General features: G+C 32.1%; 23 protein-coding genes. 17 read left to right on the top strand and 6 right to left on the bottom strand.

Going from position 1 to position 24379, the window contains the following annotated elements:
• Entirely contained in the window at window positions 1-195 is a 195-nt protein-coding gene (gene ccoS, locus Q0910_RS09285) for a cbb3-type cytochrome oxidase assembly protein CcoS (RefSeq protein WP_299215270.1), read from the bottom strand.
• Between the two features lie 403 nt (window positions 196-598).
• Between ccoS and Q0910_RS09280 the strand changes: the two genes are divergently transcribed.
• The 17 genes from Q0910_RS09280 (at window position 599) to Q0910_RS09200 (ending at window position 16766) form a co-directional block, all read left to right on the top strand.
• Window positions 599-1351, top strand: coding sequence for a DUF6794 domain-containing protein (locus Q0910_RS09280; protein WP_299215268.1), 753 nt, complete (start codon window positions 599-601; stop codon window positions 1349-1351).
• A gap of 180 nt (window positions 1352-1531) precedes the next feature.
• Complete coding sequence (locus tag Q0910_RS09275) at window positions 1532-2134, top strand: hypothetical protein (protein ID WP_299215266.1); 603 nt, start codon at window positions 1532-1534, stop codon at window positions 2132-2134.
• A 220-nt stretch (window positions 2135-2354) separates the two neighbouring features.
• Window positions 2355-2963: a hypothetical protein gene (locus tag Q0910_RS09270; protein ID WP_299215264.1), complete on the top strand. Its 609-nt coding sequence runs from the start codon at window positions 2355-2357 to the stop codon at window positions 2961-2963.
• Window positions 2964-3346: 383 nt separating this feature from the next.
• Entirely contained in the window at window positions 3347-4084 is a 738-nt protein-coding gene (locus tag Q0910_RS09265) for an SMI1/KNR4 family protein (protein ID WP_299215262.1), read from the top strand.
• Between the two features lie 160 nt (window positions 4085-4244).
• Entirely contained in the window at window positions 4245-4823 is a 579-nt protein-coding gene (locus Q0910_RS09260) for a hypothetical protein (protein WP_299215260.1), read from the top strand.
• Window positions 4824-5089: 266 nt separating this feature from the next.
• Window positions 5090-5947 carry a helix-turn-helix domain-containing protein gene (locus tag Q0910_RS09255; protein ID WP_299215258.1) on the top strand — a complete coding sequence of 286 codons (858 nt, stop codon included), beginning with the start codon at window positions 5090-5092 and terminating at the stop codon, window positions 5945-5947.
• Between the two features lie 63 nt (window positions 5948-6010).
• The gene (locus Q0910_RS09250) at window positions 6011-6880 is read left to right on the top strand and encodes an SDR family oxidoreductase (protein WP_299215256.1); all 870 of its coding nucleotides are present in this window, start codon (window positions 6011-6013) and stop codon (window positions 6878-6880) included.
• Between the two features lie 10 nt (window positions 6881-6890).
• On the top strand, window positions 6891-7652 hold the full coding sequence (locus tag Q0910_RS09245) for a DUF1330 domain-containing protein (RefSeq protein WP_299215255.1): 762 nt from the start codon (window positions 6891-6893) through the stop codon (window positions 7650-7652).
• Window positions 7653-7712: 60 nt separating this feature from the next.
• Window positions 7713-8315 (top strand): hypothetical protein, encoded by a 603-nt coding sequence (locus Q0910_RS09240; protein WP_299215253.1) that lies wholly within the window; start codon window positions 7713-7715, stop codon window positions 8313-8315.
• A 224-nt stretch (window positions 8316-8539) separates the two neighbouring features.
• Entirely contained in the window at window positions 8540-9508 is a 969-nt protein-coding gene (locus tag Q0910_RS09235) for a hypothetical protein (RefSeq protein ID WP_299215251.1), read from the top strand.
• 78 nt (window positions 9509-9586) lie between these two features.
• The gene (locus Q0910_RS09230) at window positions 9587-10180 is read left to right on the top strand and encodes a hypothetical protein (RefSeq protein WP_299215249.1); all 594 of its coding nucleotides are present in this window, start codon (window positions 9587-9589) and stop codon (window positions 10178-10180) included.
• A 219-nt stretch (window positions 10181-10399) separates the two neighbouring features.
• Window positions 10400-11110 (top strand): hypothetical protein, encoded by a 711-nt coding sequence (locus Q0910_RS09225; protein ID WP_299215247.1) that lies wholly within the window; start codon window positions 10400-10402, stop codon window positions 11108-11110.
• Between the two features lie 4 nt (window positions 11111-11114).
• Window positions 11115-11777: a suppressor of fused domain protein gene (locus Q0910_RS09220; protein WP_299215245.1), complete on the top strand. Its 663-nt coding sequence runs from the start codon at window positions 11115-11117 to the stop codon at window positions 11775-11777.
• 62 nt (window positions 11778-11839) lie between these two features.
• Entirely contained in the window at window positions 11840-12187 is a 348-nt protein-coding gene (locus Q0910_RS09215; RefSeq protein WP_299215243.1) for a hypothetical protein, read from the top strand.
• A 139-nt stretch (window positions 12188-12326) separates the two neighbouring features.
• Window positions 12327-12944 carry a hypothetical protein gene (locus Q0910_RS09210; RefSeq protein ID WP_299215240.1) on the top strand — a complete coding sequence of 206 codons (618 nt, stop codon included), beginning with the start codon at window positions 12327-12329 and terminating at the stop codon, window positions 12942-12944.
• Window positions 12945-14075: 1131 nt separating this feature from the next.
• On the top strand, window positions 14076-15008 hold the full coding sequence (locus Q0910_RS09205) for a hypothetical protein (RefSeq protein WP_299215238.1): 933 nt from the start codon (window positions 14076-14078) through the stop codon (window positions 15006-15008).
• A gap of 552 nt (window positions 15009-15560) precedes the next feature.
• The gene (locus Q0910_RS09200) at window positions 15561-16766 is read left to right on the top strand and encodes a DoxX family protein (RefSeq protein ID WP_299215236.1); all 1206 of its coding nucleotides are present in this window, start codon (window positions 15561-15563) and stop codon (window positions 16764-16766) included.
• 1331 nt (window positions 16767-18097) lie between these two features.
• On the opposite strand, the gene dsrP is transcribed toward Q0910_RS09200, so the two are convergent.
• From dsrP to Q0910_RS09175, 5 genes are all read right to left on the bottom strand, one after another.
• Window positions 18098-19339 carry a sulfate reduction electron transfer complex DsrMKJOP subunit DsrP gene (dsrP, locus tag Q0910_RS09195; RefSeq protein ID WP_299215233.1) on the bottom strand — a complete coding sequence of 414 codons (1242 nt, stop codon included), beginning with the start codon at window positions 19337-19339 and terminating at the stop codon, window positions 18098-18100.
• Between the two features lie 152 nt (window positions 19340-19491).
• The gene (locus Q0910_RS09190; RefSeq protein ID WP_299215230.1) at window positions 19492-20685 is read right to left on the bottom strand and encodes a 4Fe-4S dicluster domain-containing protein; all 1194 of its coding nucleotides are present in this window, start codon (window positions 20683-20685) and stop codon (window positions 19492-19494) included.
• Window positions 20686-20725: 40 nt separating this feature from the next.
• Window positions 20726-21352, bottom strand: a complete 627-nt coding sequence (locus tag Q0910_RS09185) for a cytochrome c3 family protein (protein WP_299215227.1) — start codon at window positions 21350-21352, stop codon at window positions 20726-20728.
• A complete protein-coding gene (locus tag Q0910_RS09180) occupies window positions 21345-22046 on the bottom strand; it encodes a cytochrome C (protein WP_299215224.1) in 702 nt (233 codons plus the stop codon). Before Q0910_RS09180 ends, Q0910_RS09185 begins: the two co-directional genes overlap by 8 nt.
• Before the next feature lie 3 nt (window positions 22047-22049).
• On the bottom strand, window positions 22050-24377 hold the full coding sequence (locus Q0910_RS09175; protein WP_299215222.1) for a molybdopterin-dependent oxidoreductase: 2328 nt from the start codon (window positions 24375-24377) through the stop codon (window positions 22050-22052).
• Between the last annotated feature and the right edge of the window lie 2 nt (window positions 24378-24379).

Here is a 24379-nt window from a genome sequence, read left to right as displayed (position 1 = left end):
TTATACTTGATTGTTTTTAGTGGGTACTGAAGATTTTTCTTTGGATTCTTTGACCAGTTCATCATCAAAAAGCATTCTGATAGATGGCGTATAGGTATCATCATATTGTCCATTCTTTACGGAAAGAATAAAAGCCACAAAAAACACAATGGCTACAACAATACTAATGGTCAGCAAAACATAAATAACACCCATATAGAATTTAATTATGCCCCAAAAGTATGTGTGAACATTTTCTTAAAAAATGACATTTATCAGGTTTTAATATGCTTGTTTGAAGTAGGAATTGGTGCTGCTAGTTATCTCAGTTAATTTGAGATGAAAAAGGTGTACTAAAGAAGTAAAAGAAGAGGGTTTTTATATTTGGAGAATTTTTAGTTGTTTAGGTATTTTTGAAATCTAGCCGTAGAATTAAACGTTTATTATACGTTTGTAAATGATTACAATTGGAAATATAAGAGAAATATGCGTAATATTACTTATATAAACATGTTACCCACAATTGTGAAAAGTAGTTAACTAAATGAAATGAATAGTTTACTCAATTTGAGTTTTCTAAATCTAGAGGGCTAATTAGATTTGAGAAAACTAATCGAATATGAAAAATAAAATTCTTCTCTTTTTACTTCTTCTACCGACTTTATTAATCGGACAAAATAATTGTAACAAATACATTAAAAATTACATTCCTACTGACTTATCTGATGCTATAGCATATTTTGAGTGCAAAACTCCTGAAAAGATACTGAAAGAGTTTGAAAATAAAGAAGAAGCGGAAGCAACTTCGAGTTTACACTTCTCAACCGGTATGTCCATAAGAAACAATTGGAATCTTTGGTCTGGAACTTCAGAAATATCTAAACACTTTAGAGAATTAGGAATTCATCATCCAGATGATATGTCTGGCGTAATTCTAACTTCACTTCATAGAAAACTAAATGGAAAGTCAATTGAGTTAGACAAGCAAATAAAATATTACCAAAACTATTGGGCAGAATCCGAGAGAAAAGAAACCGAAAGTAAAATTGAGGAGTTTAGTGAATTCGAAATTGGGGATATCGTGGAATTCTTATATGATTATGATTTCATATCAAAAAAACAAGAAAAAAAATACGAGGAAGATAAATGTATTGCGCACGGAATTGTTACGGAACTAAACAAAGAAAAGTTTGAGATTAAAGTTAAACTTAAAGAGAGTTGCGACAAACAAGGAATCATAATTTTGGAATATGATGTTTGGGATCAAATAAATGGTGAGTATCAAAAAATAGAAGAAGATAAAATTGAGATCATGAAAAAAGGAGAAACTAAATGGAGTTCATATGAATTGTGGGAGGTTGTAGAAAAATAAAAGTGGGTAACACTATATATATGTCATAGCAGCTAAGTGATCAATACAATGGTTGTTGTATATTTATAAAGGCGCAATGCTTGCTGAATGGAAAAGTTAGCAACCACTGCACAGAAAAATCGAAAAGCAGGGTAACATTTTGCTCTGCTACGACACATATATTAAACGTTACCCACAATTATGAAAAAAATTTTACCTATTCTAACATTAATATTAATTCTGAGTTGTAAATCTGAGAAAAAAGAAGTCTCAGAAGAGTTTAAAAATACAGAATGGCAATTAATCACATTTCTTGAAAAGAAAATCAGACTTCCCATTAATTATGAAAAAACAACTATTGAGGAAATTTTTGCAAAAATGGAGAGTCTTGAAAATCCAGATGGATTTGTTGAACTTCAATATAACAGATTAAATATTTTAAAAAATGCAGGAGCGGAATTCGAAATATTTGTTGAGAAGGATAATGTAATGAATTCAATATCCTTCATGCTTGGTCCTTATGTTCCTTTGGATAACAGTGTTGTTAGTACTTATGTGAATATGGTAGAGGGACAAATATTACCTCAATCCAAGGAGTTTGGATTAAAATACAAAAGAACAGAAAGTAAGTTCTTAAAATATAAAAATGCGGAAATAATAAAAGTCAAATATGAACAAATTAACGAGCAAAATAAGAGGTTTGTAACTCAATACTTAATAACATACAAGCTTAAAACCTTTACAATGGTAGTTATTAATAAAAATGATACCGATTTTCAATTCTTATTAAAGAATTTTTCCTAAAACAAACAGTGGGTAACACGATATATGTGATCATAGCAGCAAAGTGATCAATCGATTAGTTTGTGTATATTTATGAAGGCGCAATGCTTGCAAAATGGAAAAGTTAGCAACCAATGCGCAATTTTTGTCGAAATTAGGGTAACATTTTGCTCTACTACGACACATATATTAAACGTTATCTGTAATTCCCAAATTGAATAATAAAATCTCAAAGTGAACAATGCATAATCAAAGTTCTAAGATTATTTATAAAAGTCAATTATCAACTTTTAACTTGATTTTGATGATACTTGGAAGCTTATTTTTGATTGGTATTGGAATTAAATTTTTATTATACACTCAAGAATCTGGAATTAATTGGGTTATTGTTTTTCCATTAGGATTCATCTTTCTCGGAGGTTTGATCGCATCAAATGCGTTAGTACTATGTTCAGCAGCTATTACAAAGGATTATCTAATTCTAAATTATCCATTTATCGGACGAAAGAAAAGTATCGAATGGAAATCAATTTCCGATGCAGGTATGAAATTCGTTACAACTAAAAGTAGTGGTAGTGATTATTCTTTTAGAACAGGAAAAGAGATCAGGTTATTTTCAAATGGTAAAAATTATAGAATTACAACTTTTGCAATAAAAGAACCTGAAAAGCTTATTCTTGAATTGAAAAAAAGACTGGATAGCAGTCTAAAAACCAAAATGAAAAACGAATACCGAAAAACTGAACGAAAATTTTGGAAAGATGAAGACGAATATCGGAATTGGATGATGAAAATTGTTTTACCTATTTGTTTGATAATTCTAGTTTTATTGTGGATATTAAAAAAATAAAAAAATAAAAAAACAGATAACGTTGTGGGCAAGAGCTGCGGTCAGCAGCGTCTTGGCCCTCAACTAACTAGTTAGTTGGCAAGGGACAAGGCGTTGTTGGCCGTTGCTTCTTGCCTAGTGTTATCTGCGGTCTTTGCTGAGCCACCATAAGTAAGCCTAACATTTCAACGATAACATCGGTATCCAGAACCTCTTCGCAGTAGCCTAGAAGGTGTAAATATGCGAGAAGAGCCGATCACAGCTCTTGCCCACAACGTTAAATCTGCAAGCGAGCGAAGCGAAGATTGCAGATTTAACACTATGTATAATGCATATGCTCCCTTCGGTAAGCAAACGCAACATACATTAAACGTTAGGCACAAGAAGAAATCACTGAAACGAAAATGACTCCAAAACAAAAACTAGAATCTCTTTTAAATAATGAGTATGAATCTGAGAATGGAGATTTATACAAAATAGAGTTATTAAATGGAATGTCAAACGAGGAAATTGCTGAATACAAAAAACAGCTGCCTGACAATAATCTTCCGTCAGAAATAGAAGAGCTCTTGAAATTTTGCATAGGATTTGATTTTTATGGGCTAGAATCGGTCCGATTTGACACGTATGGTCATTTTGGTTTTGAAGAGATGTTTCCAAATTCGATTCCACTTACAGGAGATGAGTTTGGTAATTTTTGGATTCTAGACATAGATCAAAAAGGAAATTGGAATTCTGTCTATTATGTTTGTCACGATCCTGCAGTTATTGTAAAACATTCTGAGGATTTATGCGAATTTATAGAACAAATTGAAGAATTTATAAAACTAGGTAACGAATCTTTTCTTGACATAATTCGCAAACAAACTGTAATAGAAATTTGGAATGAAAAATTAGGAATCATGGAAAAAAATGAAAAGGAATATGATTTTAAGAATCATAAAATTAATTTTCCAGAAATGTTCTTAATCGCTGACTTGACAGACGAACCAATAAAAACTGGTTTTCCTTGGGGTAAATCAGGTCCGAATGCAAAAATTATAAGACCAACTGACAAGCCTATTTGGATTGTTGAAAAACAAGTAAAACAAAGTTTTTTATCTAGACTATTTGGCGGAAAAAATAAAAAAACCAGTGCCTAACAATTTGCATCTTGCATATGCTCCCTTCGAGAAGCAAACGTGCTATACAATAGACGTTGTAACACTTTTTCATGAATTCACTAACTGAGAAACGCGGTTCCCTAGTTCGATATACTTGGTTTATTAAATTAAAACTAGTTTAGACTTCAAATAAATAAAAATGAAAAATATAACATCAATTCTGATTTTGACAATAGCCTTTTCAAGTTGTCAATCAGTGGAAAATGATTATGATACTCAAGTTAGTGATGAAGAGATCTATGAGTTCATGAAGTATATCATATCTGATTTAAAAATAGCAGATAGCGTAAACATTCAAAAAGATCCATTAATTTTATTTCTTAATAAACCAGATAGAAATGGTTACAAAATTTCTGATTTTACTCAAATAAAACTGGAATACGAAAACCAAAAAAACTCTGATGAAGTAATAATTGAAGTTAAAAGTAGTCCGTTAACCGTCTTAAAACCGATCGACACAACATTTATTTTAAATCAGAATAAACGAATTTTAGGCGGATTTAAATGGGATCATAGAAAATTAGGTCAGGTAAAGAATAAGAATTCAATGCAGGTTCACTTATCTCTTCCATATTTCAGCAAAAATCGTAAATCCGTAATTATCCTTAAAAGTTATAATAACAGTGATGCATTTATGGCTGGTGGATCTCAGATATTGTTTTATAAGAAGACTAATAACAGCTGGAAAAGAAAAATCCTAAAAAACCTGTTAAATTAAATAACGTATTACAACACCAAGTATGATCCCATAACAGCAAAAGGATAGATCTAGAGGTTCTCGTATATTTCTTATAGCCCAAAGATTTTATCTGAAAAGTTAAAAATCAGCGCAGAATAGATCGACAGCAAGGTAATATTTTACTCTGTTACGACACATATTTATAACATTGTATGCAAGCTGAAAAATGACCCAAATTGACAACAAAATGAGCCAACTGGAAAACCCTAAACAATTTGTAAAAGCTATCTTTACAAGAAAATAAAATGGTACAAGACTATAAAACCATAGACTTATTTGGCAAGTTACTATTTGAAACAATTATTTTAAAGCCACCATACAAAAAGCCCAACTTAATGCCTAACGAGGCCTGTTTTTTGTATATACTTAAAGGTGAGTACGATTCTATTTCTGAAACTGAACGGCTTCGAATTGAAGCAGAAGAATCACTATTAATGAAATGTGGGAACTACACTTGTAACATGTATCCTTCAAAAAATTCACAGACCTATCAGGCATTAGCTGTGCATTTTTATCCTGATATTTTGATGAAAATTTATGAAAACAAGCTTCCCTATTTTCTAACACAAAATCTCCCTTTAGATATTGGAATGTGTAAACTGAACAGTGATATTTTAATTCGGAAATATATTGAAGGTATTTTGTTTTATTTTCAGAGCCCAGAGTTGGTTTCGGAAGAAATACTAATCTTAAAACTTAAGGAAATCATCCTGTTGTTAAATCAGACCAAAAACGGTCCAGCAATTAGATCCATACTCTCTAATCTGTTTAAACCAAGCTCACATTCCTTTAGAGAAATTATAAAAGCTCATTACTATGAAAATATTACCTTAGAAGAACTAGCGATCTTAAATAATCAAAGTTTATCTACTTTTAAAAGAGAATTTAAAAAAGTATACAACTCATCTCCAGCCACTTACTTACGTAAAAAAAAGCTAGAAAAATCTGAAAAACTACTTATTTCTACAGACTTAAGAACTACAGATATAGCCTATGAATGTGGGTTTTCAAACGTTTCTCATTTTTCAAAAACATTTAAAAATAAATACGGAATTTCTCCAACAACATTCAAGTTGACCCATTTAGACAAATCTTTGAACTAATCTTAAAACATTTCCTTCTTCTCTGTTCTCATCTTTGCATCAGTAACAATAAAACATGTAAATATGAAAACAGTACTTATTACAGGATCAAGTAACGGATTTGGTTATTTAACTGCATTAACATTAGCCAGAAAAGGATATAACGTTTGGGCAACAATGCGTGATATCAATGGGAAAAACAAAGTGAAAAAAGAAGAACTTGAAAACATTGCTTCAAAAGAAAACATCTCAATTACAGTTGCTGAATTAGATGTGACTAGTGATAAGTCGACCAATGATTTGGTAGATCGAATTCTTATTGAAGAAAATGGGCTAGATGTTTTAATAAACAATGCTGGTGTTATGTATGTTGGTATTACAGAGGCATATAGTTTAGAACAGACACAGGAGCAATTCGACACGAACTTCTTTGGTGTGATTCGAACATCTAAAGCATTTCTTACTCTCATAAAAAAATCATCAGATGGACTAATTATCAATATTTCGTCATTAGCTGGACGATTAGTGTTTCCTTATTTTGGAATTTATTGCGCTAGTAAATTTGCTTTAGAAGCTTATTCTCAAGCATTGAAATACGAATTAAAGCCCCTTGGTGTAGATGTTTCTGTTATAGAACCAGGACCTTATCCATCAGGTCTATTATATAGTGGACCGAAAGAAGATGATGCAACTACTTTAGAAAGTTATGGTGAAATGGCCGATGTTCCAAAAGCAATGCTTCAAAACTTTGATTCATTCTACAAAAGCGATGCATCACCAAATCCACAAGAAATTCCAGATGCGATTTTAAAAGTAATCGAATTGCAAAAAGGAGATAGACCTATAAGGCAAGCTATAGGAATAGATTACAACACAAATGAATTGAATAATAAAACTAGTTCAATTCAAGAAAATTTGATAATAGAGGCCTTACAAATGGAACATTTAATTTAAATCATTAATAATGAAAAATTTAAAAACACTAATAAGTTTTGCTTTACTAGTCTCATTACTATTATCGTTTACAACAAAAGCACAAAACTCGAATAATAATACAAAAAAAACACTTAAAATGAATACAAAAAATCAAGAAATAGTAAACGTTGCTTTAATGTATATAAAAGATGGCGAGGAATCACGTTTTGAAGAATACAAAAAGAAAGGAGGTGCCATTTTGGAGAAGTATGGAGGGAAAATTGAACGCATTATCCAGCCAAAAATGTTAGCCGAAGGAGAAATGGAATTGCCAGATGAAATTCACTTCGCTAGCTATCCAAGTATTGAAGTATTTAACAAATTCAATGAAGATCCTGAGTTTATAAAAATTAGAAATGAATATGCAATTCCTGCACTTAAAGATATTTCAATTTTTACGAGTAAGAATACCAATTTTGAATTTAAAAAAGAAGTTGGTGATAAAAGCAAAACTTATGGTGTAGCATTAATTTACTTTAATGAAGGTGAAAAATATGAAAAGCAATTTGAGGATTACCATAACGAAGTTTGTGCAATAATGCCAGAATTTGGAACTCACTTCGAACGATTTATAGCTCCTTTTCAATCAAAAGGAAATGTAGAACAACCTGATGAAATTCATCGTTTCTATTTTGATTCTATGGAAGGATTACAGCAAATGGGAACAGATGAACGAATGCAAGCATTGTTTCCAAAAAGAGATGCTTCATTAAAAAATCTGTATTTTTTTATTGGAGAAGCTAGTTTATAATAAACAAAGTCAAAAACTGAAATAAGCCAGCGTACAACAACCTGCATAAGTAATAGCGATTTGAGTCGTGACTCAAATCGCTATTACTTTTTATTTTGTAAATTACTTTCTGAAAAAGTAGCATTTTTAATTAGCTACTACCCATACATGAACACGTTGGCTGCAATTATGAAAAGTTTATTGACATTATTTTTACTTTTAAGTATGGGGAAATTATTCGCCCAACCGAATGAAAAAATGAAATTTGAACTTAGTGATAGTTACAAAAAGGACTCAATACAAATTGAGAATAATGTAGAGTTTTACAAATACTCTGATAAGCATACAGATTCTATTGATGCCGTCAGGTTTAAAATAAAGATTACAAATATAGGCAATCAACCTATCCCCAATTTTGAAAATGTAATGGGTAGGTCTGAATTTTTGAAGTTGTTTATTAATGGTAAAGATTCTTATGATATGAATATTCAAAATGGAATTGGGTCAAATAAAATCCAATATATTGGAAAAGGCGAGTCTGACGTTTTTGAAACTGGTTTTATTTTAGGTAAAAATTCAGGCATATATACTTATAAAAACCCTATTAAATTAATGTGGAAATATTTAGGGGTTAATTCCCAAATAGTTGTTGTTGATATTGTTAGTAAGAAAATAATGGAATAAAAACACAGCATATAAAAAATAGGCGGAATAGTTATAAAATTAAGGCTTTAGACTCGAGTCAAACTTTGTCCTCAATCGAAAATTTAGTGCTTTTAATTCCCATATTAACCATAGCCGAGACGTTAGGAAGAATTACAGGTAGTGTTGCTCCTTGAAAAAACCTATACTTTTATAAAAAAAATAATCTATAGATAATTAACGTGAGTTCCGTATTCCTAAATATAATGAAAAGTAAGTCTGATTTTGAATTAAGGGCTATACAAGAGCGTTATAAAGAATATACTTTGGATGCATTAAATGCTTATTTAATTGAAGTAAGAAAGCGAAACTTGAAAATTAAGAATAATAATGAAATAGAAAAATGGATTAAAGAACTTGAACTCCAAAAGTTCAAAGATGATCTATCAATAGTGCCAAAGTTGAATTGGGACTGTGTTTCCGTGAAAAATGAAATTATAGATATAAGCAAGTTTTTGGGGCTTGATTTTTTTGTAAGAACAAGAATTCACAGTGTAACTACTAAACCAATAATTTCTAAACCATTTTCTGAATTCCCAGCTTTATGTTTATTAAGTAAAAAAGAACTTCCTAAGGGCTTAAAATCGGTTACAAATGATGGTGAATGGCCAGAAATAGCCAGCGAAATGCTTATTGTAACTATTTACAATTTGCAAAGTTTAGGTATCATATCAATTACGGCATTTCAAGATAAGTTCTCTTATTTTGGATTTATTCAATTTTATAGAGAATTTCTTTCAATTAAGTTAATTAAGACTAGTAAAACAGGTGATATTTTATCTGACTTTGTTATTAGTGTTTTAGAAACAATTGATGTCAATGAGAAGTCAAACTATGATTTTGCTAATATTTTGACGCTTTTAGTAAACAATATTATAGGGAAGGAAAAAGTTAATTTACCAGAAAAGGAATTTATTATTAATATTCTAAAGACCTATTCGGAAAGTAATGAGTTTGTTGATTTATCCTTTTCTAAAAGTAACTTGGGATTAATCACTAATTACTCGTTAATAATTGACGAAAATCAAAAAATTGCTTTACAATCTCAATACCAGAATAGTGAGAATATGAAAATAGTCTCCAGAGGAGCAAGCGATATAGATATTTTCATATTTTGCAGGATTAAAAAGCACATATCCGATGAATTTTTCAGTCATCAAATAGATACAGGTTAAAAGCCCTAACACTATATAACAAAACATGGCTGCCACTTAGATTAGCAACGTTTGTTATATTAAACGTTATAATCCATTATGAAACAAATTTTGATCTATACCTTACTCATTTTTCTATGCTCCTGTCAAGCTGACCAAAAAAAATCAAAAGCAATGGAGTCTCTTAAAAAAGAATTAGAGGGAATTGAGGAAAAAGGAAAAGAAATGGAAGAAAAAATAAAATACAGTGATAGTATTATTTCTGAAATTCAAATGACTATCGAAAAAACAGCGGATAGCATTGTAGAGAAGAAAGTCAGCACAAAACCAAATTGTGAAATAATAACTCTTGTTAAGATTGATTCTCTTATTAAACAAAATACTGATTTAAATGACCAGAATTTTGCTGTTTTCTTTGCAAACATGAACCCTAAATGTTCTACTAATGTTGAGTATATTGAGTTGAACAACGAACTCATTTATAAAACACTGCAATCAAATCCGAAAAAATTTATAGCATTTTTAAGTAGAGTCTCTAAGAAAAAGGAAATGTTGGAATTTGTACTTTCTCAACTACAAAATCCAATCCACGACGGAATTGAACTAAATAAGATTTCCGAAAAACTGGACAAAGCGGAAACGGAAGATCCAGAAACTCAAACATTAGTTTTGGAATCTATTAAAAAGCAATAGAAAAATATGGCTAACGTTGTAAAACACGATATATGTATTCATAGCAACTAGAGGATCAATCGAATGGCTGTCGTATTTATAATAAGGCACAATACTTACAAAAAGTTAAAATCAGCAACCAATGCGAAGAAAAATCACAAAACGGGGTAACATTTTGCTCTGTAATGATACATACTAATAACCTCATAACATATTTCTGGAATAATAATAATTATGAAAATGCAAAATCTAAAAAAAACAATTATATTTTTTCTCCTTACGCTAATAATATTAACTTCTTGTGAATCAAATAATGAAAGTGAACCTTCTGATAGCGAACCAATACTTTTAGAAAACTATTATTTTAAAGGGAAATTAGACGGAGAGGATCTTGTTATAGAAACAAAAATATACGACTCTTCTTTATTTAATGATCCAAATGGTGTCTCTATAGACTACGGAGGAAGCCAAACGAATGATATTGCAGTCTTTGGAGAACCAGGAACAGGATTCTGTTACGGAACATATGCTTTTGGGTTAATATTTTATGATTTTCAAGAAAATATAAACGAATTAGATGCAGCAAAAATGTATTTCTCTGGGATCCCTGTAGGCGATTGTTTTCTTGAAGATGAACTCTACTCGATAAGAGAATTTTTGGCTCTCGAAAATTACGAATATAGAAGGTTCCAAGGAATTGAAGTTAGTAACAATGTTGCTTTAGATTTTTTCCCTTCAGAATTAGAAGGCCAACAAACTTATTATTCATCACGATTTGGAGACAATGCAGATGCTTCCTTTGAAATAACATCAACAAAAGAAGAAAATGATTTTTTTATAATAGAAGGAAACTTTAGTTGTAAATTATATAAATTTAATGATGAAACTGATTATAAAGAATTAGAAAACGGGGTTTTCAAAATTAAAATTTCAAATAATTTAGAAGAGTAAAAATATGAGTTTTTTGAAAAAGTTTTTTGGTAAAAAAGAAAAAGCAATCGAGAAAGAATTTACAGAAGAAGAACACGAAAAGGATTATGAATTAAAGTCTAAAGGACTTGAAAATGTTCTCGGAAAAATGTACAATATGGTTGGACACGCAATCATTCCTTTTTCAATTGGAGGAGCGGTCGATATGTATTATTTCCCAAACCATATAAAGGGAACTGGATTTGCGACAATGGAATTATTGGATCCAGATGGTAACGGACCTTTAAAAAATAGATTGGGGACATATGAATTAGTTGCATTTACCAAATATGATTATAACCCAAGTGAAGAAACTCAAACTCCATTTAATTTAATCGAGAGAAAAACCTGTGGATTTTTAACCTCTATAGGAATGTATTCTTCTCAAGCTATACTCAATCCTAATGAGACAATAGAAACTCCAAATGGAGAAAATGAAGAAAATACCTGTTTGATTTTTGACTTATACGAACCAAATGGGAGAAAATTTAAAGTAGGAGATCGTGAACATCACTTATTGCTTTGTCTACAAGTTTTCAGAAGTGAAATGAATTATGCTCGACAAAATGGGAGTGATGAATTATTTAAAATATTAAAAGAAAAAGAAATTTATCCATATAGTGATTTGGATAGAGAACCCGTTGTATAAAGGTATATGGATCCTTCGTGATACATACCTAATACGCAAGAGAAGCTATAATTCATTATGGAATGACGCTAGAAGATTTAAAAACAAATATAAAGTGGTGGGAATCCAAACGTTGGATTTTTAACATTGCTGTTGGACTTTTCGGAATATTTGGAATTTATGATTTCCTAGGAACAATTGATTACCAATGGACTACCGAAGATACGATTGGAGTTATATTTTGGGGTATCGGTGCCAATGTTTTCTATTCACTGGGGTCATTAATGGAGCTTTTTGACTGGTATTATTTCAATAATAAAATAAAAATCACCCAAGGACTTAGATACTTACTTTTTGTTGGCGGGACATTGTTTAGTTGTTTTTGGACGCTCATGAATACTGTGATTTATTTTAAAATCAATTATTATTAAAAAACTAACTACAACAAAAGCTATATCTATTGATGAGAAGAAAATACCATCAAAAATTTTTGAACCAAATAACTCAAAAGTAATATTTGAAAAAAAGTAGAACAGTTGCGAACACAACATATAAAAATATTTGAGAAGATTGAATACTAAAACTGATGGCAAATGGATTAATGTGAGCGAAATAAGGTTTTTTCGTGATTTAGATATTATCACTTTCGAAAATGATGAGATTATATATTCCGTCTTAGAGAACGTTGAAAATGAAGTAAACTTAAAAGAAAAAAAAGTTGAAAATTCCTCTAAAAGAACAGCTGATCTAAACTTTGAATTCATAAATTCCGACCGAATACGATTTTATCTAAAAGGAGAAAAAATCACCTTATTTAACGAAACGGAATCTAAAACCGAAGGCCAAATACTAGAACAAGATTATGTTAGGTTGGCTCCAACAGTATCAAAAATATCCGAAAGTCGCATTCAACTTTTGAAATACAATTTTGAATGGAATAACGAAAAGGTAATGATAGAGTTCAATAAAATTTTAGACAAACCTGAAATAATCGAAACACTTAAGAAAAGTGGATATGCAGGACGAAAAATATTGTTAGAAAAAATAGATAATACTTTATTGATTTCTTCATTTTACAATAACCACAAAGGATTGGTATTATTGATCAAAGAAATTGACGAAACTAAAGCTATTTTATATGGACTTCCTATAGAACCGTTTGAAACTATAGCCAAAAGAATTGATTAAAAAACTAATCACAATACCTATCTGATCATAACAGCTAATTATCTAATCGAATGGCTGCTCTATTTTTATGAAGGCGCAATGCCCGCAAAAAGTAAAAGTTAGCAACCAATGCGCAGGAATAATCGAAAAGCAAGGTAACATTTTAACCCGCTACGACACATATATTAAACGTTATGATATATAATGGAACAAACTCTAAATAAAAAGAAAGTAAATTATCTGATTTTAGTAATTAAATTATTAATTCTATTATTCTTTGTTTTTGTTTCTGTTAGAGGTTATCAAGAAACTATTTTTGAATTGAATACGAATTATAGTAATCAATATAAGGTATCTGATTTCATCCGATTAATGACAAGACGAACTTATTTCCGACCTTCACTCCTTCTATTATTTCCACTTATTGGCATTTTTGTAAATAAAAAAATTGGTTGGATTTTTATCACATCATACTTTTATTTTCTACTGACTAGGCTAGTTTTTTCTACTATATCTAATGGCCTAAATTATAATGAAGAAATAATGTTTTTCGCCGTTGCATTGACGCTAATATTACTATTTATTTGGATAATGAATCGAAAAAAAATCTTTGAGAAAGTTTACAGTCTTAAAAAGAACGAAGTTTTGATTACCAATATAAAAGCTTCTTCTCTTGGAATTTTCTTAACCTTGTATCTTGCATGGACACAAATGATTTAAACGTTAGCATACCTTATGAAATGAATAAAGAGGAATTTTACAATAATCTAATTAACGCCATGAATACTGTATATCCTTTTACTAGTGAAATGGTTCTTAATAAACTTCCAAATGACTTTAAGCATATTGTAAAAATATATTCAAGTTGAAGATTATGATGAAAATTATACTTATTTTTCTTTAGAATGCTCTGGAAGATATTCAAAACTTAAAAAACATCTATATTACATACAAGAAGGCTATCCACCATTTCATTCTTTAAGTCCAGCACTTCCGCTTAATTCGTTAAATAAAGATGACAAGATAATCTCAAAATTTGATATAAACTGGAATAAAAAATAAACTATATACAACAATGCATAACCAATCATAGCTGTCCATTGGCAGGACACGCTTGTTATATGAGACGTTTTAGCAAATGTAAAAGAACAAATGAACAGGACAAAATTCATAATTGGATTATTTATATTAATTGTTCATAGTATGCTCTTAGTTATGATTGGTTGCAAAGATGAATTAAAACCACAGATTTTTGAACCAGAAAATATATCAACTAAATTAGTAGAATATTCACCCTCCTTTTCAAATACTGGTTTTGAAGTTTATTTTGCAAAAAGCAATGATAAATGGGGAACTAGTGGTATGAAAAGTTCAATATATTATTCGGTTAAGGAAGACGGAGAATGGTCTGCCCCTAAATTGACTTCTTTTTCAGGTCAATATGATGATAGTGCCCCACATATAAGCAATAATGGGAAAACTTTGTATTTTATTTCTAAGAGGCCATCAAAAGAAACTAAACAAATTTCAAAAGATGTCTGGAAAGTAGAAAAAAACGAAAATGGCACTTGGGAAATTCCGGTAAGGTTGAATAAGTCTATTAATTCCGAAAAAAATGAGTACAGCCCTCGTACAGATAAATTTGGTAATTTGTATTTTGCATCGAATCGTTTAGGTGGATATGGTCAAGGAGATTTATATTTTGCGAAAAAGGGAAAAGACACTTTTTCTCTACCAATTAACTTGGGAAATGTAATTAATTCAGATAAAGGGGAATGGAACTTAGAAATAAACAATGATGGTAATGTAATTATTTTTGAATCTTCCGGGAGAGAGCAAAACCTTTCTTCATATGGAGATTTGTATATAAGTTTCAAACTCAATAACCAATGGTCAATACCACAAGCTATTAAAGAAATAAACACTACCGGTAGTGATCTTTATGCTGAATTAATTGAGGATGATAAATTACTTTATTATACTAGTAGTGATAGTCTAAAAAGTACTGATACCAATATTTACTCTATTGAATTTGGAACGATTTATAAGAGTTATAAAAAGAATGCAGTTTTATCAAAACAATAAAGAAGTAAAGGCATTATAAAAGCGGCCTTGCAAAACATTTAGAACAAGCTTAAAAGGACTAAAACATAAAAAAATCGTAATTTCTGTATATAAAAATTACGATTTTTTTATGGTAGTTTTTTTAGTTACCAATCCAATCGCAACCATTGCTCATATAATATAAAGTAGTATAAGAAATAAAAATGTGCAGGTAAATCGATTGGTGCGGGCTTACTCGCCATACTACAATTCATGTTTAGCGTTAGTGACGAGATGAAAAACTGTACCAACTATTAAATTATTAAATCTTTAGAATTGAATACTTAAATATAAAATGCGATTAATAGATTACAACAACTAAAAGGGTAGATCCCGTCACTAAAACAATACCTTAACCTATGTAATTACCGAAAACGCTCTATTTATATTCTATATTTTTTAGTTAGAAAGAAAAAGATGTAGTAAGATTGTATTTTTCTAATCACAATCAATCGGAGATACAAAATGACTCTTATAGAAAAACACCATTGGAGCTTATCAAGTAACATTTTTCTTAGATTTATATTTCTTTATTTGTTATTCTACATATATCCTTATGGATTTGAATACATTAGAGAACTTGATACGTCAGATATTTCTTTCTGGAAAGGGATTACTATTTGGTTTGGAGAGTCTTTTCTTGGTTGGGAGTTTGATGAAAAGAATCTTCTCAATGGTTTTGATTCTAAATATGATTATAGCAGATTTTTATTAATTACCGTCCTTTCTTTAATTGGTAGCATCATCTGGATCATTATAGATTCAAAATTTAAGCTTCATTATAATTCAAAGTTAAAAACTCTAACCAGAACAATTCTAAGGTATCACATAGGATTAACTTTAATAATCTATGGATTATCAAAGGTTTTTATGCTCCAATTTGGTGAGATGGATTTAGATAGACTAGAGAACACAATAGGTAACCATAACGGAATGAGTTATTTATGGGCATTTATGAGTTATTCTAAGTTCTATACAATGAGTACAGGTTGGGTAGAAGTGATAGGAGGTGTTCTTTTGTTATTCAGAAGATCTACTTTCATTGGGTCCTTTATTTTATTCATAGCCATGATAAATGTGGTTATAATAGATATCGGTTATGATGTAAGAGTAAAAATGTTTGCCATTCATCTATTATTAATGACAATCCTATTAATAAACAATGATCTCAAAAGAATAGTAAATTTTTTCATTCTCAATAAACCTACAAAACCTATTATTGAACAAGCATTATTTTCTAATAGGAAGAGTAAAAAGGTAGGCTATATTCTTAAAAGTAGCATATTATTATATTTCACTGTCTCTAGTATCATAAACTTCTCTGAAAGGATTCAGTCTCAGACTACAAACAGATATCCTTCTTTGACCGGATTTCATGAAGTAGAAATTCAAATAATAAATGGGGACACTATACCTAAATCTACTACTAACAGATGGAAAAACATCTCAATTAATGGAAGTTCTTATAGATCTGAATCTTTAAAAATCACTCACATGGATAAACAACAAAGTTATTATTTATTTGAAGCGGATACGATAAAGAAAACAATAGATTTTCGCCCATTTAATGATTCTGAAAATAAGGTTTACAAATTTACTTATGATATACTAGAGGATAACATATACATTTTTCAAGGTATTTATAAAGATGATTCTTTTTGGATTAAAACCAAAGCTAAAACACTTAAAGACTATCGATTAACAAAAAATGGAATGAGATGGATTACGGATCTAAAATAATGTATCTATTGGTCTAATAGTTTTATGTTCTTTATAAAACACACATATAAATCACAAATAAAATAAAACCAATACATAATAAGTTGGTTATAAATTATGGCCAGTATACCCATTAAAGCCAAAATAAAATCAATATTAGAAAAGTTTATTTGTAAATCAATATACGAAATACTTCTCTTTTATATTTATATAAGTCAACTATTATAGTCTTCACAATACCCTACTTTCAAAAAAAACATCTCTCCAATTCTTTTAATTTTCCCAAAAAACATCTTAAAACAGCTGTATTTTCGTTAAAAAGTGTTAAAATAGTACCTTTTTATACATAGTACTGTAACAAAACTCAAACCTCTGCGTCTAGTAAGTATATAACAATCTAAAACAATAGAAATTATGAGAACATTAGACAGCAATCAAATCACAAAAAAATCAAACAATACAAACGGAAGTATCTGGAACGCAAAAAGACGTTTTAGATAGTCAAACAAAAAAAATCATCAATCAACCTATCCGCCTCTGGTGGATCAAAAAAACAAAAATCATGAGAACTTTAGACAACAATCAAATCACTAAAAAACTAAACAATACAAACGGAAGTATCTGGAACGCAAAAAGACGTTTTAGATAGTCAAACAAAAAAAATCATCAATCAACCTATCCGCCTCTGGTGGATCAAAAAAACAAAAATCATGAGAACTTTAGACAACAATCAAATCACTAAAAAACTAAACAACACCAATGGAAGTATCTGGAACGCAAAAAGACGTTTTAGATAGTCCAACAAAAAAATATTCATCAATCAAAAAAAAATAAAAATCATGAGAACTTTAGACAACAATCAAATCACAAAAAAATTAAACAACACCAATGGAAGTATCTGGAACGCTAAAAGACGTTTTAGATAGTCCAACAAAAAAATATTTATCAATCAAAAAAAAACAAAATTATGAGAACTTTAAGCAGCAATCAAATCACTAAAAAATCAAACAATACAAACGGAAGTATCTGGAACGCAAAAAGACGTTTTAGATAGTCCAACAAAAAAATATTCATCAATCAACCTGTCCACCTCTGGTGGATCAAAAAAAACTAATCATCATGAGAACATTACAAAACATACGGAATATATCGCGAAACAGTGCTACTCCACAATATAATAGGTTCGTAAATTACATCACTCAATTCTACGATTATGAAGGAAACATTATTACCGGAAATAAAAGATACACTTACCAAGTTGAACGATAAAACGACAAAAAGCTGAATTTTAGGATGTGCTCCAAAATTCAGCTTTTATCTTTACATTCTTTGATTACAAAAATTCTTGCCTACTACTCCGCTTCCAACACTTTTTTCTTTGATCCAAACCGTAATTTCCCTGTCTCTATTTGAATTGCTGTTTTGGCCAAAATAGTAAAAACAAAAGCTCCTAATGCCCAAATACCTAGCGTTACTCCAATCTCAATACCAGTAGGAGTATATTCTGCTATTTTACCATAAGGCCCTGGAATAAACCCTGGAACGATTAAACCGAATCCTTTTTCAATCCAAATCGCCACAAATAGTATAAAGCAACAAAAATACAATACCTTTAAATTGTTCCGTAGTTTACCAAATGTAAGTAACACTGTTGCAAGCACATTCAGTGGAATTGCCGTCCATATCCAAGGCAGCAATGCAGTTTTACCGTGCAACCCAAAGAATAAATAATAGGCACTCTCACTATGATGTGTAGGTGCATAAAACTCTTTAAACAGTTCTGACACCAACATAATGAGATTGATCTGCGCTGCCACGGTTACAATCATTCCGATTTTTTTAATGGTTTTGTCCTCTATCTTAAACTCTGTAAAGGAACGGATGATTGCCAAAACCAGAATAATCAATGCAGGCCCAGCAGCAAAAGCAGATGCCAAAAAACGAGGTCCTAACAACGCATTATTCCAGAAAGGTCTTGCCTGTAATCCCTGATATAAGAAAGCCGTTACTAAGTGGATCGCCACAGCCCAGAAAACAGATAAAATGGCTCCGGGAACATATATTTTGGGGTTTGGAACTTTTCCCTGATATCGTGTAAATAATATATAAAATGGAATCGAAATATTTAAAAACAAATATCCGTTAAGTACCAATACATCCCAAGTAAGCATAGAATTTGGAAAATTAAATACTCCAATACCAGGGATCATATGCCATAATACTGAAGGACCACCCATATCAGCTACCACAAAAGCTAGACACATAATTAATGCTGCTACTGCGAGTCCTTCTCCAATAAGTACTGCTTGTTTAAAATCAATATCTTTTAATACATAGGTTGGCATTACCAACATCACAGCTGCTGCTGCAACACCTACCAAAAAGGTAAAATTAGAGATATATAATCCCCAGCTTACTCTATCGCTCATTCCTGTTACACTCAGGCCATGCTCTAGTTGTATCGAATAGCAATACATCCCTGCTAACATTACAAAAGTCAAAAATCCCATCCAAATAAGATATTTCATAGAACCTTTTGTAATCGTATCGAAACTATCCTTAACTAAACTTCCAAAAACTTTGAGTGTTTTCATGTATATTATTTTTTGGGCGTGCCCTTTGTTGCACTTCGGTCGGGTTATCCGCTATATCTTTTTTAAAGTCTTATCCTTCGACAAGCTCAGGATGACATTAAAAAAGGATGCCGCTGCTATCCCTCACGCAAAACCATCTTTTTATTATACGATCAATCCATAAAATACCAGAACTTAGGTTCGGTACCTAGATCTTCTTTTAATCGAAATACTTTTTTGTTTTCTAGAACCCAACGGATTGTACTATTAGGATCTAATAAATTCCCGAAAATCCGAGCTCCAGTTGGACATGCTTCTACACAAGCAGGATCTTTTCCTGATCTGGAACGTTGCACACAAAAAGTGCATTTTTCCATCACACCTTTCTTACGCATGCGATTTCCTAGATAATGCTGGTCTTTATTTACCTCTTCTTCTGGAACTTCTGGTTTACTCCAATTAAATCGTCGACCATCATAAGGACATGCTGCCATACAATAGCGACATCCTACACACCAATCATAATCAATTACCACTAACCCATCATCTTCTCGCCAGGTAGCTTCTACAGGACATACTTCTACACAAGGAGGGTTGTCACAATGAAAACATTGGGTTCCCATATAGAAATGACCTTCTGCAGGTACTTCGTGATAATAGTTATCATCAGCTTCGTTAAACTTAAATCCTTCTCCATCCTTCATCTCATGAATCCTGATATATTGCATTTCAGAATTTCTATCCTGATTGTTTTCTTTTACACAAGCATTTACACAATCCATATAACCTTGGCATTTAGATATATTAAATGCATATCCAAACAATACATCTTTTACTGCATCTGTGGATTTCATGGTTATATTTTCCTTTTTACGTAATTCATAGGATCGTACCAATCGATTTACCGTAGCATTTCGCTCCTCATCTGTCATCAATTTATAGTTTCCTTTAAACTGCTCTTCCCAATCAATCTGTGCTTTTTCTTTACTCTCATCTCCTGTAGTTACACTACAAGAAGTACTTACTGCCCCTGCTCCGATCATAAGGCTTGCAGTTAATTTTCTGAAAGCTGTACGTCGGTCCATTTTCACTTCAAACACTTGATCAAAACCATCTTTTTTCCGCTCATCTCCAATAGCAGCATCTACCGCAGCATCAAAAAATTCCTGTTCACTAATCTCGGGTGTACTATGAGAACCACAACTTCCTGAAGTGTTCCCACATCCACATGATGTTTTAACAGGAGCTGATTCATTTATATGGGAACCACATCCGCCAGAAGTATTTCCACAACCACAGGATCCACCTGAAGTTTGTTTGGTTGCACTATTTAGATTCAGCTTAAAATATTTTCCAATTCCACTCATAACTTATGTTGTATTAAAATCACAATAAAATGTTATTGGATCATTCTCTTTCTTTTACTTTCTGTGTATTAAACCTTGAAGGCCATCTGGATTCAATTTCAGGTTTATGCGGATTGTGGCAATTCACACAGGTCATCGCCGCTCTTGGTGAGGACCATCCTCCTATATTTTTTCCGTGTGCACCTCCTTTCCAATCTTCAAATTGTGGACTATGACATTGCGCACACAGTTGATAACTTCGATTAAAATCAATAGCGGTATCTGTTAAACTTTTTAGGTTGTTCATATCATCACCGTTATGACAGGTAGCACAATTCATAATCTTCTCATTGGCGTGTACCAGATTAATATCCCAGTGCGCTTTCTTTAAATCAACACCTTTAAGCTCTTTTAATGGTTTTGTATGACATTCGATACAAGCATATGATGTAATCTGACTCTTACGTTCGGGAATTGAGAACGTATGTTCTCCTTCTGTAATCTCAATGGTTTCGATATCTCCTATATATGATTCTGAAGAAATAGTAGTCCCATGATAATTCTTACTTTCTGCTTCTATTTTATCTGTTAGACTGTGATATTCTCCTTCGCTATGCTTACAAGAAAATATCATAAACGTAAGTAGAAAAGTAACTCCCAGAATGTGTGCGCTTCTATATCTATTCATCATAAGTATTGTTATCTCTTGTAAAAACTTCTATATCCGTAATCACTCTATCACTTGGCACGTGACATTGTCTGCAATTGATTCGCTCAGGATGTGTCACTCTGATCTCTTTTGGAGCAGCAGGTCCAGCATGACAAGCTAAGCAATTCTCTCTCATTTGCATTGGATGCGGAATTATCGGTGGGCTCCCTATCAAGGCATTATTTATACCAACCTTAGGTGCCTGATCTTTTGTAAATAACGTTTGAGTAAATAAGGTCTCCGTCAACTTTGCCACATGGCATTGCCTGCAATTAATCATTTCGGGATGTGGTGTCACTGGAGCATACGCATTAAATTTCTCAGTAAACCCACCATTCTGATGGCATTGTAAACAGGCTTTTCCTCCCATACCGCGCTCTCCTTTTATTAATGGATGCGGAATACTGGGTGGCGCTCCGGGATATGCTCTATTATCATAATAGGTTTCTAAACTTCGTTGATGCGCTTCATCAATAGGCATATCAAGATATTCTAAAGCAAATCCAGATCGTGTAAACACCCCTTTTTCTGATGGAATTTCAAATGTAGGAGCTTCATTTGTTATAGGAATATACGCTTCTTCCAGTCCCTTTTCATAACTATAATTCCAAATTACTATAAAGACAATGAATAAAAGCGTAAATAATGATATGATCCCAAGTCTCTTTTTCATAACCTACACTTTTTCGACTTTAACTGCACATTTTTTATAGTCAGGTTCTTTTGAAATCGGACAAAAAGCATCGAGAGTAACATCATTAATCATCATATTCTCGTCAAAGAAGGGAACAAAAACCTGACCCTTTGTAGGTAACCCTCTTTCATTAATAGATGCAGGTAATATACACGAACCTCTACGAGAGATTACTTTCACATTTTCGCCATTTCCAATCCCCAATACTTTGGCATCGTCAGGATGAAACTCAACATATGCATGTGGCATCGCTTTGTGTAAAACTGGAATTCTACGGGTCATTGATCCTGTATGCCAATGTTCAATAACGCGTCCGGTATTTAACCAGAATGGATATTCTGAATCCGGAGATTCTGCCGCAGGTTCATAAGGTCGTTGCCAGATAACAGCTTTTCCATCCGGTTTTCCGTAGAAATGAAAATCTTCGCCATTAGAACAAGCAGGATCATATTTTGCATTAAAACGCCATTGCGTAGATTTTCCATCTACATATGGCCATATAACACCTGATTCTTTTTTTAGAACTTCAAGAGGAGCCATTCCGTGTTTCGCTCCTTCATGAAACTGTCGGTATTCATTATAAATTTCTTCCACATGGTTTTCTTCACTATACGGAAACAAATCACCAAAGCCCATTCGTTTTGCTACTTCGATAGTCATCCAAGCATCGGGTGTCGTTTCTCCAGGACCTTCTACCATTTTATTCCAGTGCTGTGTTCTTCGTTCAGAATTTCCGTATAACCCACTTTTTTCGATATGCCAGGAAGCGGGCAAAATAACATCAGCAACATCAGAAGTTGGTGTGGGAAAAACATCAGAAACCACTACAAAACAAGAATCCTTTTCCATTCCCGGACGATATCGACTCGTTTTTGGCAAGGACACCAATGGATTTGTTACCTGTGTCCAGATAAATTTAATATCTCCGCGATCCACCGCTCTAAACATCTCTGTAGCGTGATAGGTAGGTTTAGCCGGAATGCGCTCATAAGGAACTTTCCATATTTTGGCGGCCAAACGACGGTGCTTTTCATTCATCACTACACCTTTTGGCAACTTGTGAGTAAATGTACCCACCTCTCTGGCAGTACCACAAGCAGAAGGTTGTCCTGTTAATGAAAATGGTCCGTTACCTGGTTGCGAAATTTTACCTGTTAGTAAGTGAATATTATATACTAGATTATTCATCCAGGTTCCCCTTGTATGTTGGTTCATACCCATGCACCAATAAGAGACTACTTTTTTATTTGGGTCTCCGTATATGGCAGCCAAGTATTTGATATCTTTTACAGATACTTTGGAGTATTTTGACACTTTTTCTGGAGTATAATCTTCTAAGAATTTTTTATAGGCTTCAAAATCTATTTTTGAGGGTTTATCACTAAATTTATAATTGTCTTCTATACCATAGCCCATGTTGGTAAGTCCTTTGCTGAAATTACAATGTTTTTCTACAAACGATGTATTTACCCATCCGTTATTAATAATCTCATAACAAATGGCATTTCCTACTGCCAAATCGGTTTGAGGTTCGAACAATATAGATTTATCAGATGCTGTACTTGATCGAGATGTACGAGTAGCAAAATCAATAATTTTGGCATCTCTTCTAGTTTTTTGTTCCAACATTCGAGAAAATAGTACTGGATGCATTTCTGCCATATTGTTCCCCCAGGTGATGAAATAATCTGCATGATCTATATCCTCATAACATCCCATGGGTTCATCTGCTCCAAATGTGGTTAAAAAACCGGCTACTGCACTGGCCATACATAAACGAGCATTACAATCAAGATTATTGGTTCCAATAGCTCCTTTCATAAGTTTTGAGGCAACATATCCTTCAGGAATAGTAGATTGTCCTGAAGTATACATCGCAACAGAATCCTTACCATGCTTTTCGATGGTCTCCTTCATTTTATTGGCTACAATATCTAAAGCTTCATTTAATGGGGTCTTTACATATTGACCATTTTTCTTTACCAGTGCATGTGTAAGTCTGTCTTTCGATTGAATACACATAGTTTGGTGATATCCTTTTACACAAAGTAGTCCTTTATTAACTTGGCAATTTGGATCTCCCTTAACTGCCACAGCCTTTCCATTTTCGGTACCGACAAGTATGCCACAACCTACTCCACAAAAACGACAGGGGCCTTTTTTCCAATCGAGGTTAGCTCCACTTGGAATACCAGCCTCTTGTTGATCTGCGAACAATATTCCTGGAAACATAGATGCAGCTGCAGTCATTGCAGACAACATCGCCATTTTCTTAATAAAACTTCTTCTATTGGTGATAGCCTGATCCATAT

The organism is uncultured Aquimarina sp., assembly GCF_947495315.1.
Classification (GTDB): Bacteria; Bacteroidota; Bacteroidia; order Flavobacteriales; family Flavobacteriaceae; genus Aquimarina.
The sequence above is the reverse complement of the archived record's forward strand: the minus strand, read 5'-3'. Positions and strand labels throughout refer to the sequence as shown.

Coding starts and splice junctions, on each gene's coding strand:
- dsrP (WP_299215233.1), bottom strand. CDS start 19,339: ATGAAAACACTCAAAGTTTTTGGAAGTTTAGTTAAGGATAGTTTCGAT.
- Q0910_RS09255 (WP_299215258.1), top strand. CDS start 5,090: ATGGTACAAGACTATAAAACCATAGACTTATTTGGCAAGTTACTATTT.
- Q0910_RS09230 (WP_299215249.1), top strand. CDS start 9,587: ATGAAACAAATTTTGATCTATACCTTACTCATTTTTCTATGCTCCTGT.
- Q0910_RS09180 (WP_299215224.1), bottom strand. CDS start 22,046: ATGAAAAAGAGACTTGGGATCATATCATTATTTACGCTTTTATTCATT.
- Q0910_RS09190 (WP_299215230.1), bottom strand. CDS start 20,685: ATGAGTGGAATTGGAAAATATTTTAAGCTGAATCTAAATAGTGCAACC.
- Q0910_RS09205 (WP_299215238.1), top strand. CDS start 14,076: ATGAACAGGACAAAATTCATAATTGGATTATTTATATTAATTGTTCAT.
- Q0910_RS09270 (WP_299215264.1), top strand. CDS start 2,355: ATGCATAATCAAAGTTCTAAGATTATTTATAAAAGTCAATTATCAACT.
- Q0910_RS09185 (WP_299215227.1), bottom strand. CDS start 21,352: ATGAATAGATATAGAAGCGCACACATTCTGGGAGTTACTTTTCTACTT.
- Q0910_RS09220 (WP_299215245.1), top strand. CDS start 11,115: ATGAGTTTTTTGAAAAAGTTTTTTGGTAAAAAAGAAAAAGCAATCGAG.
- Q0910_RS09245 (WP_299215255.1), top strand. CDS start 6,891: ATGAAAAATTTAAAAACACTAATAAGTTTTGCTTTACTAGTCTCATTA.
- Q0910_RS09280 (WP_299215268.1), top strand. CDS start 599: ATGAAAAATAAAATTCTTCTCTTTTTACTTCTTCTACCGACTTTATTA.
- Q0910_RS09175 (WP_299215222.1), bottom strand. CDS start 24,377: ATGGATCAGGCTATCACCAATAGAAGAAGTTTTATTAAGAAAATGGCG.
- Q0910_RS09250 (WP_299215256.1), top strand. CDS start 6,011: ATGAAAACAGTACTTATTACAGGATCAAGTAACGGATTTGGTTATTTA.
- Q0910_RS09225 (WP_299215247.1), top strand. CDS start 10,400: ATGCAAAATCTAAAAAAAACAATTATATTTTTTCTCCTTACGCTAATA.
- Q0910_RS09265 (WP_299215262.1), top strand. CDS start 3,347: ATGACTCCAAAACAAAAACTAGAATCTCTTTTAAATAATGAGTATGAA.
- Q0910_RS09260 (WP_299215260.1), top strand. CDS start 4,245: ATGAAAAATATAACATCAATTCTGATTTTGACAATAGCCTTTTCAAGT.
- Q0910_RS09275 (WP_299215266.1), top strand. CDS start 1,532: ATGAAAAAAATTTTACCTATTCTAACATTAATATTAATTCTGAGTTGT.
- Q0910_RS09235 (WP_299215251.1), top strand. CDS start 8,540: ATGAAAAGTAAGTCTGATTTTGAATTAAGGGCTATACAAGAGCGTTAT.
- ccoS (WP_299215270.1), bottom strand. CDS start 195: ATGGGTGTTATTTATGTTTTGCTGACCATTAGTATTGTTGTAGCCATT.
- Q0910_RS09215 (WP_299215243.1), top strand. CDS start 11,840: ATGACGCTAGAAGATTTAAAAACAAATATAAAGTGGTGGGAATCCAAA.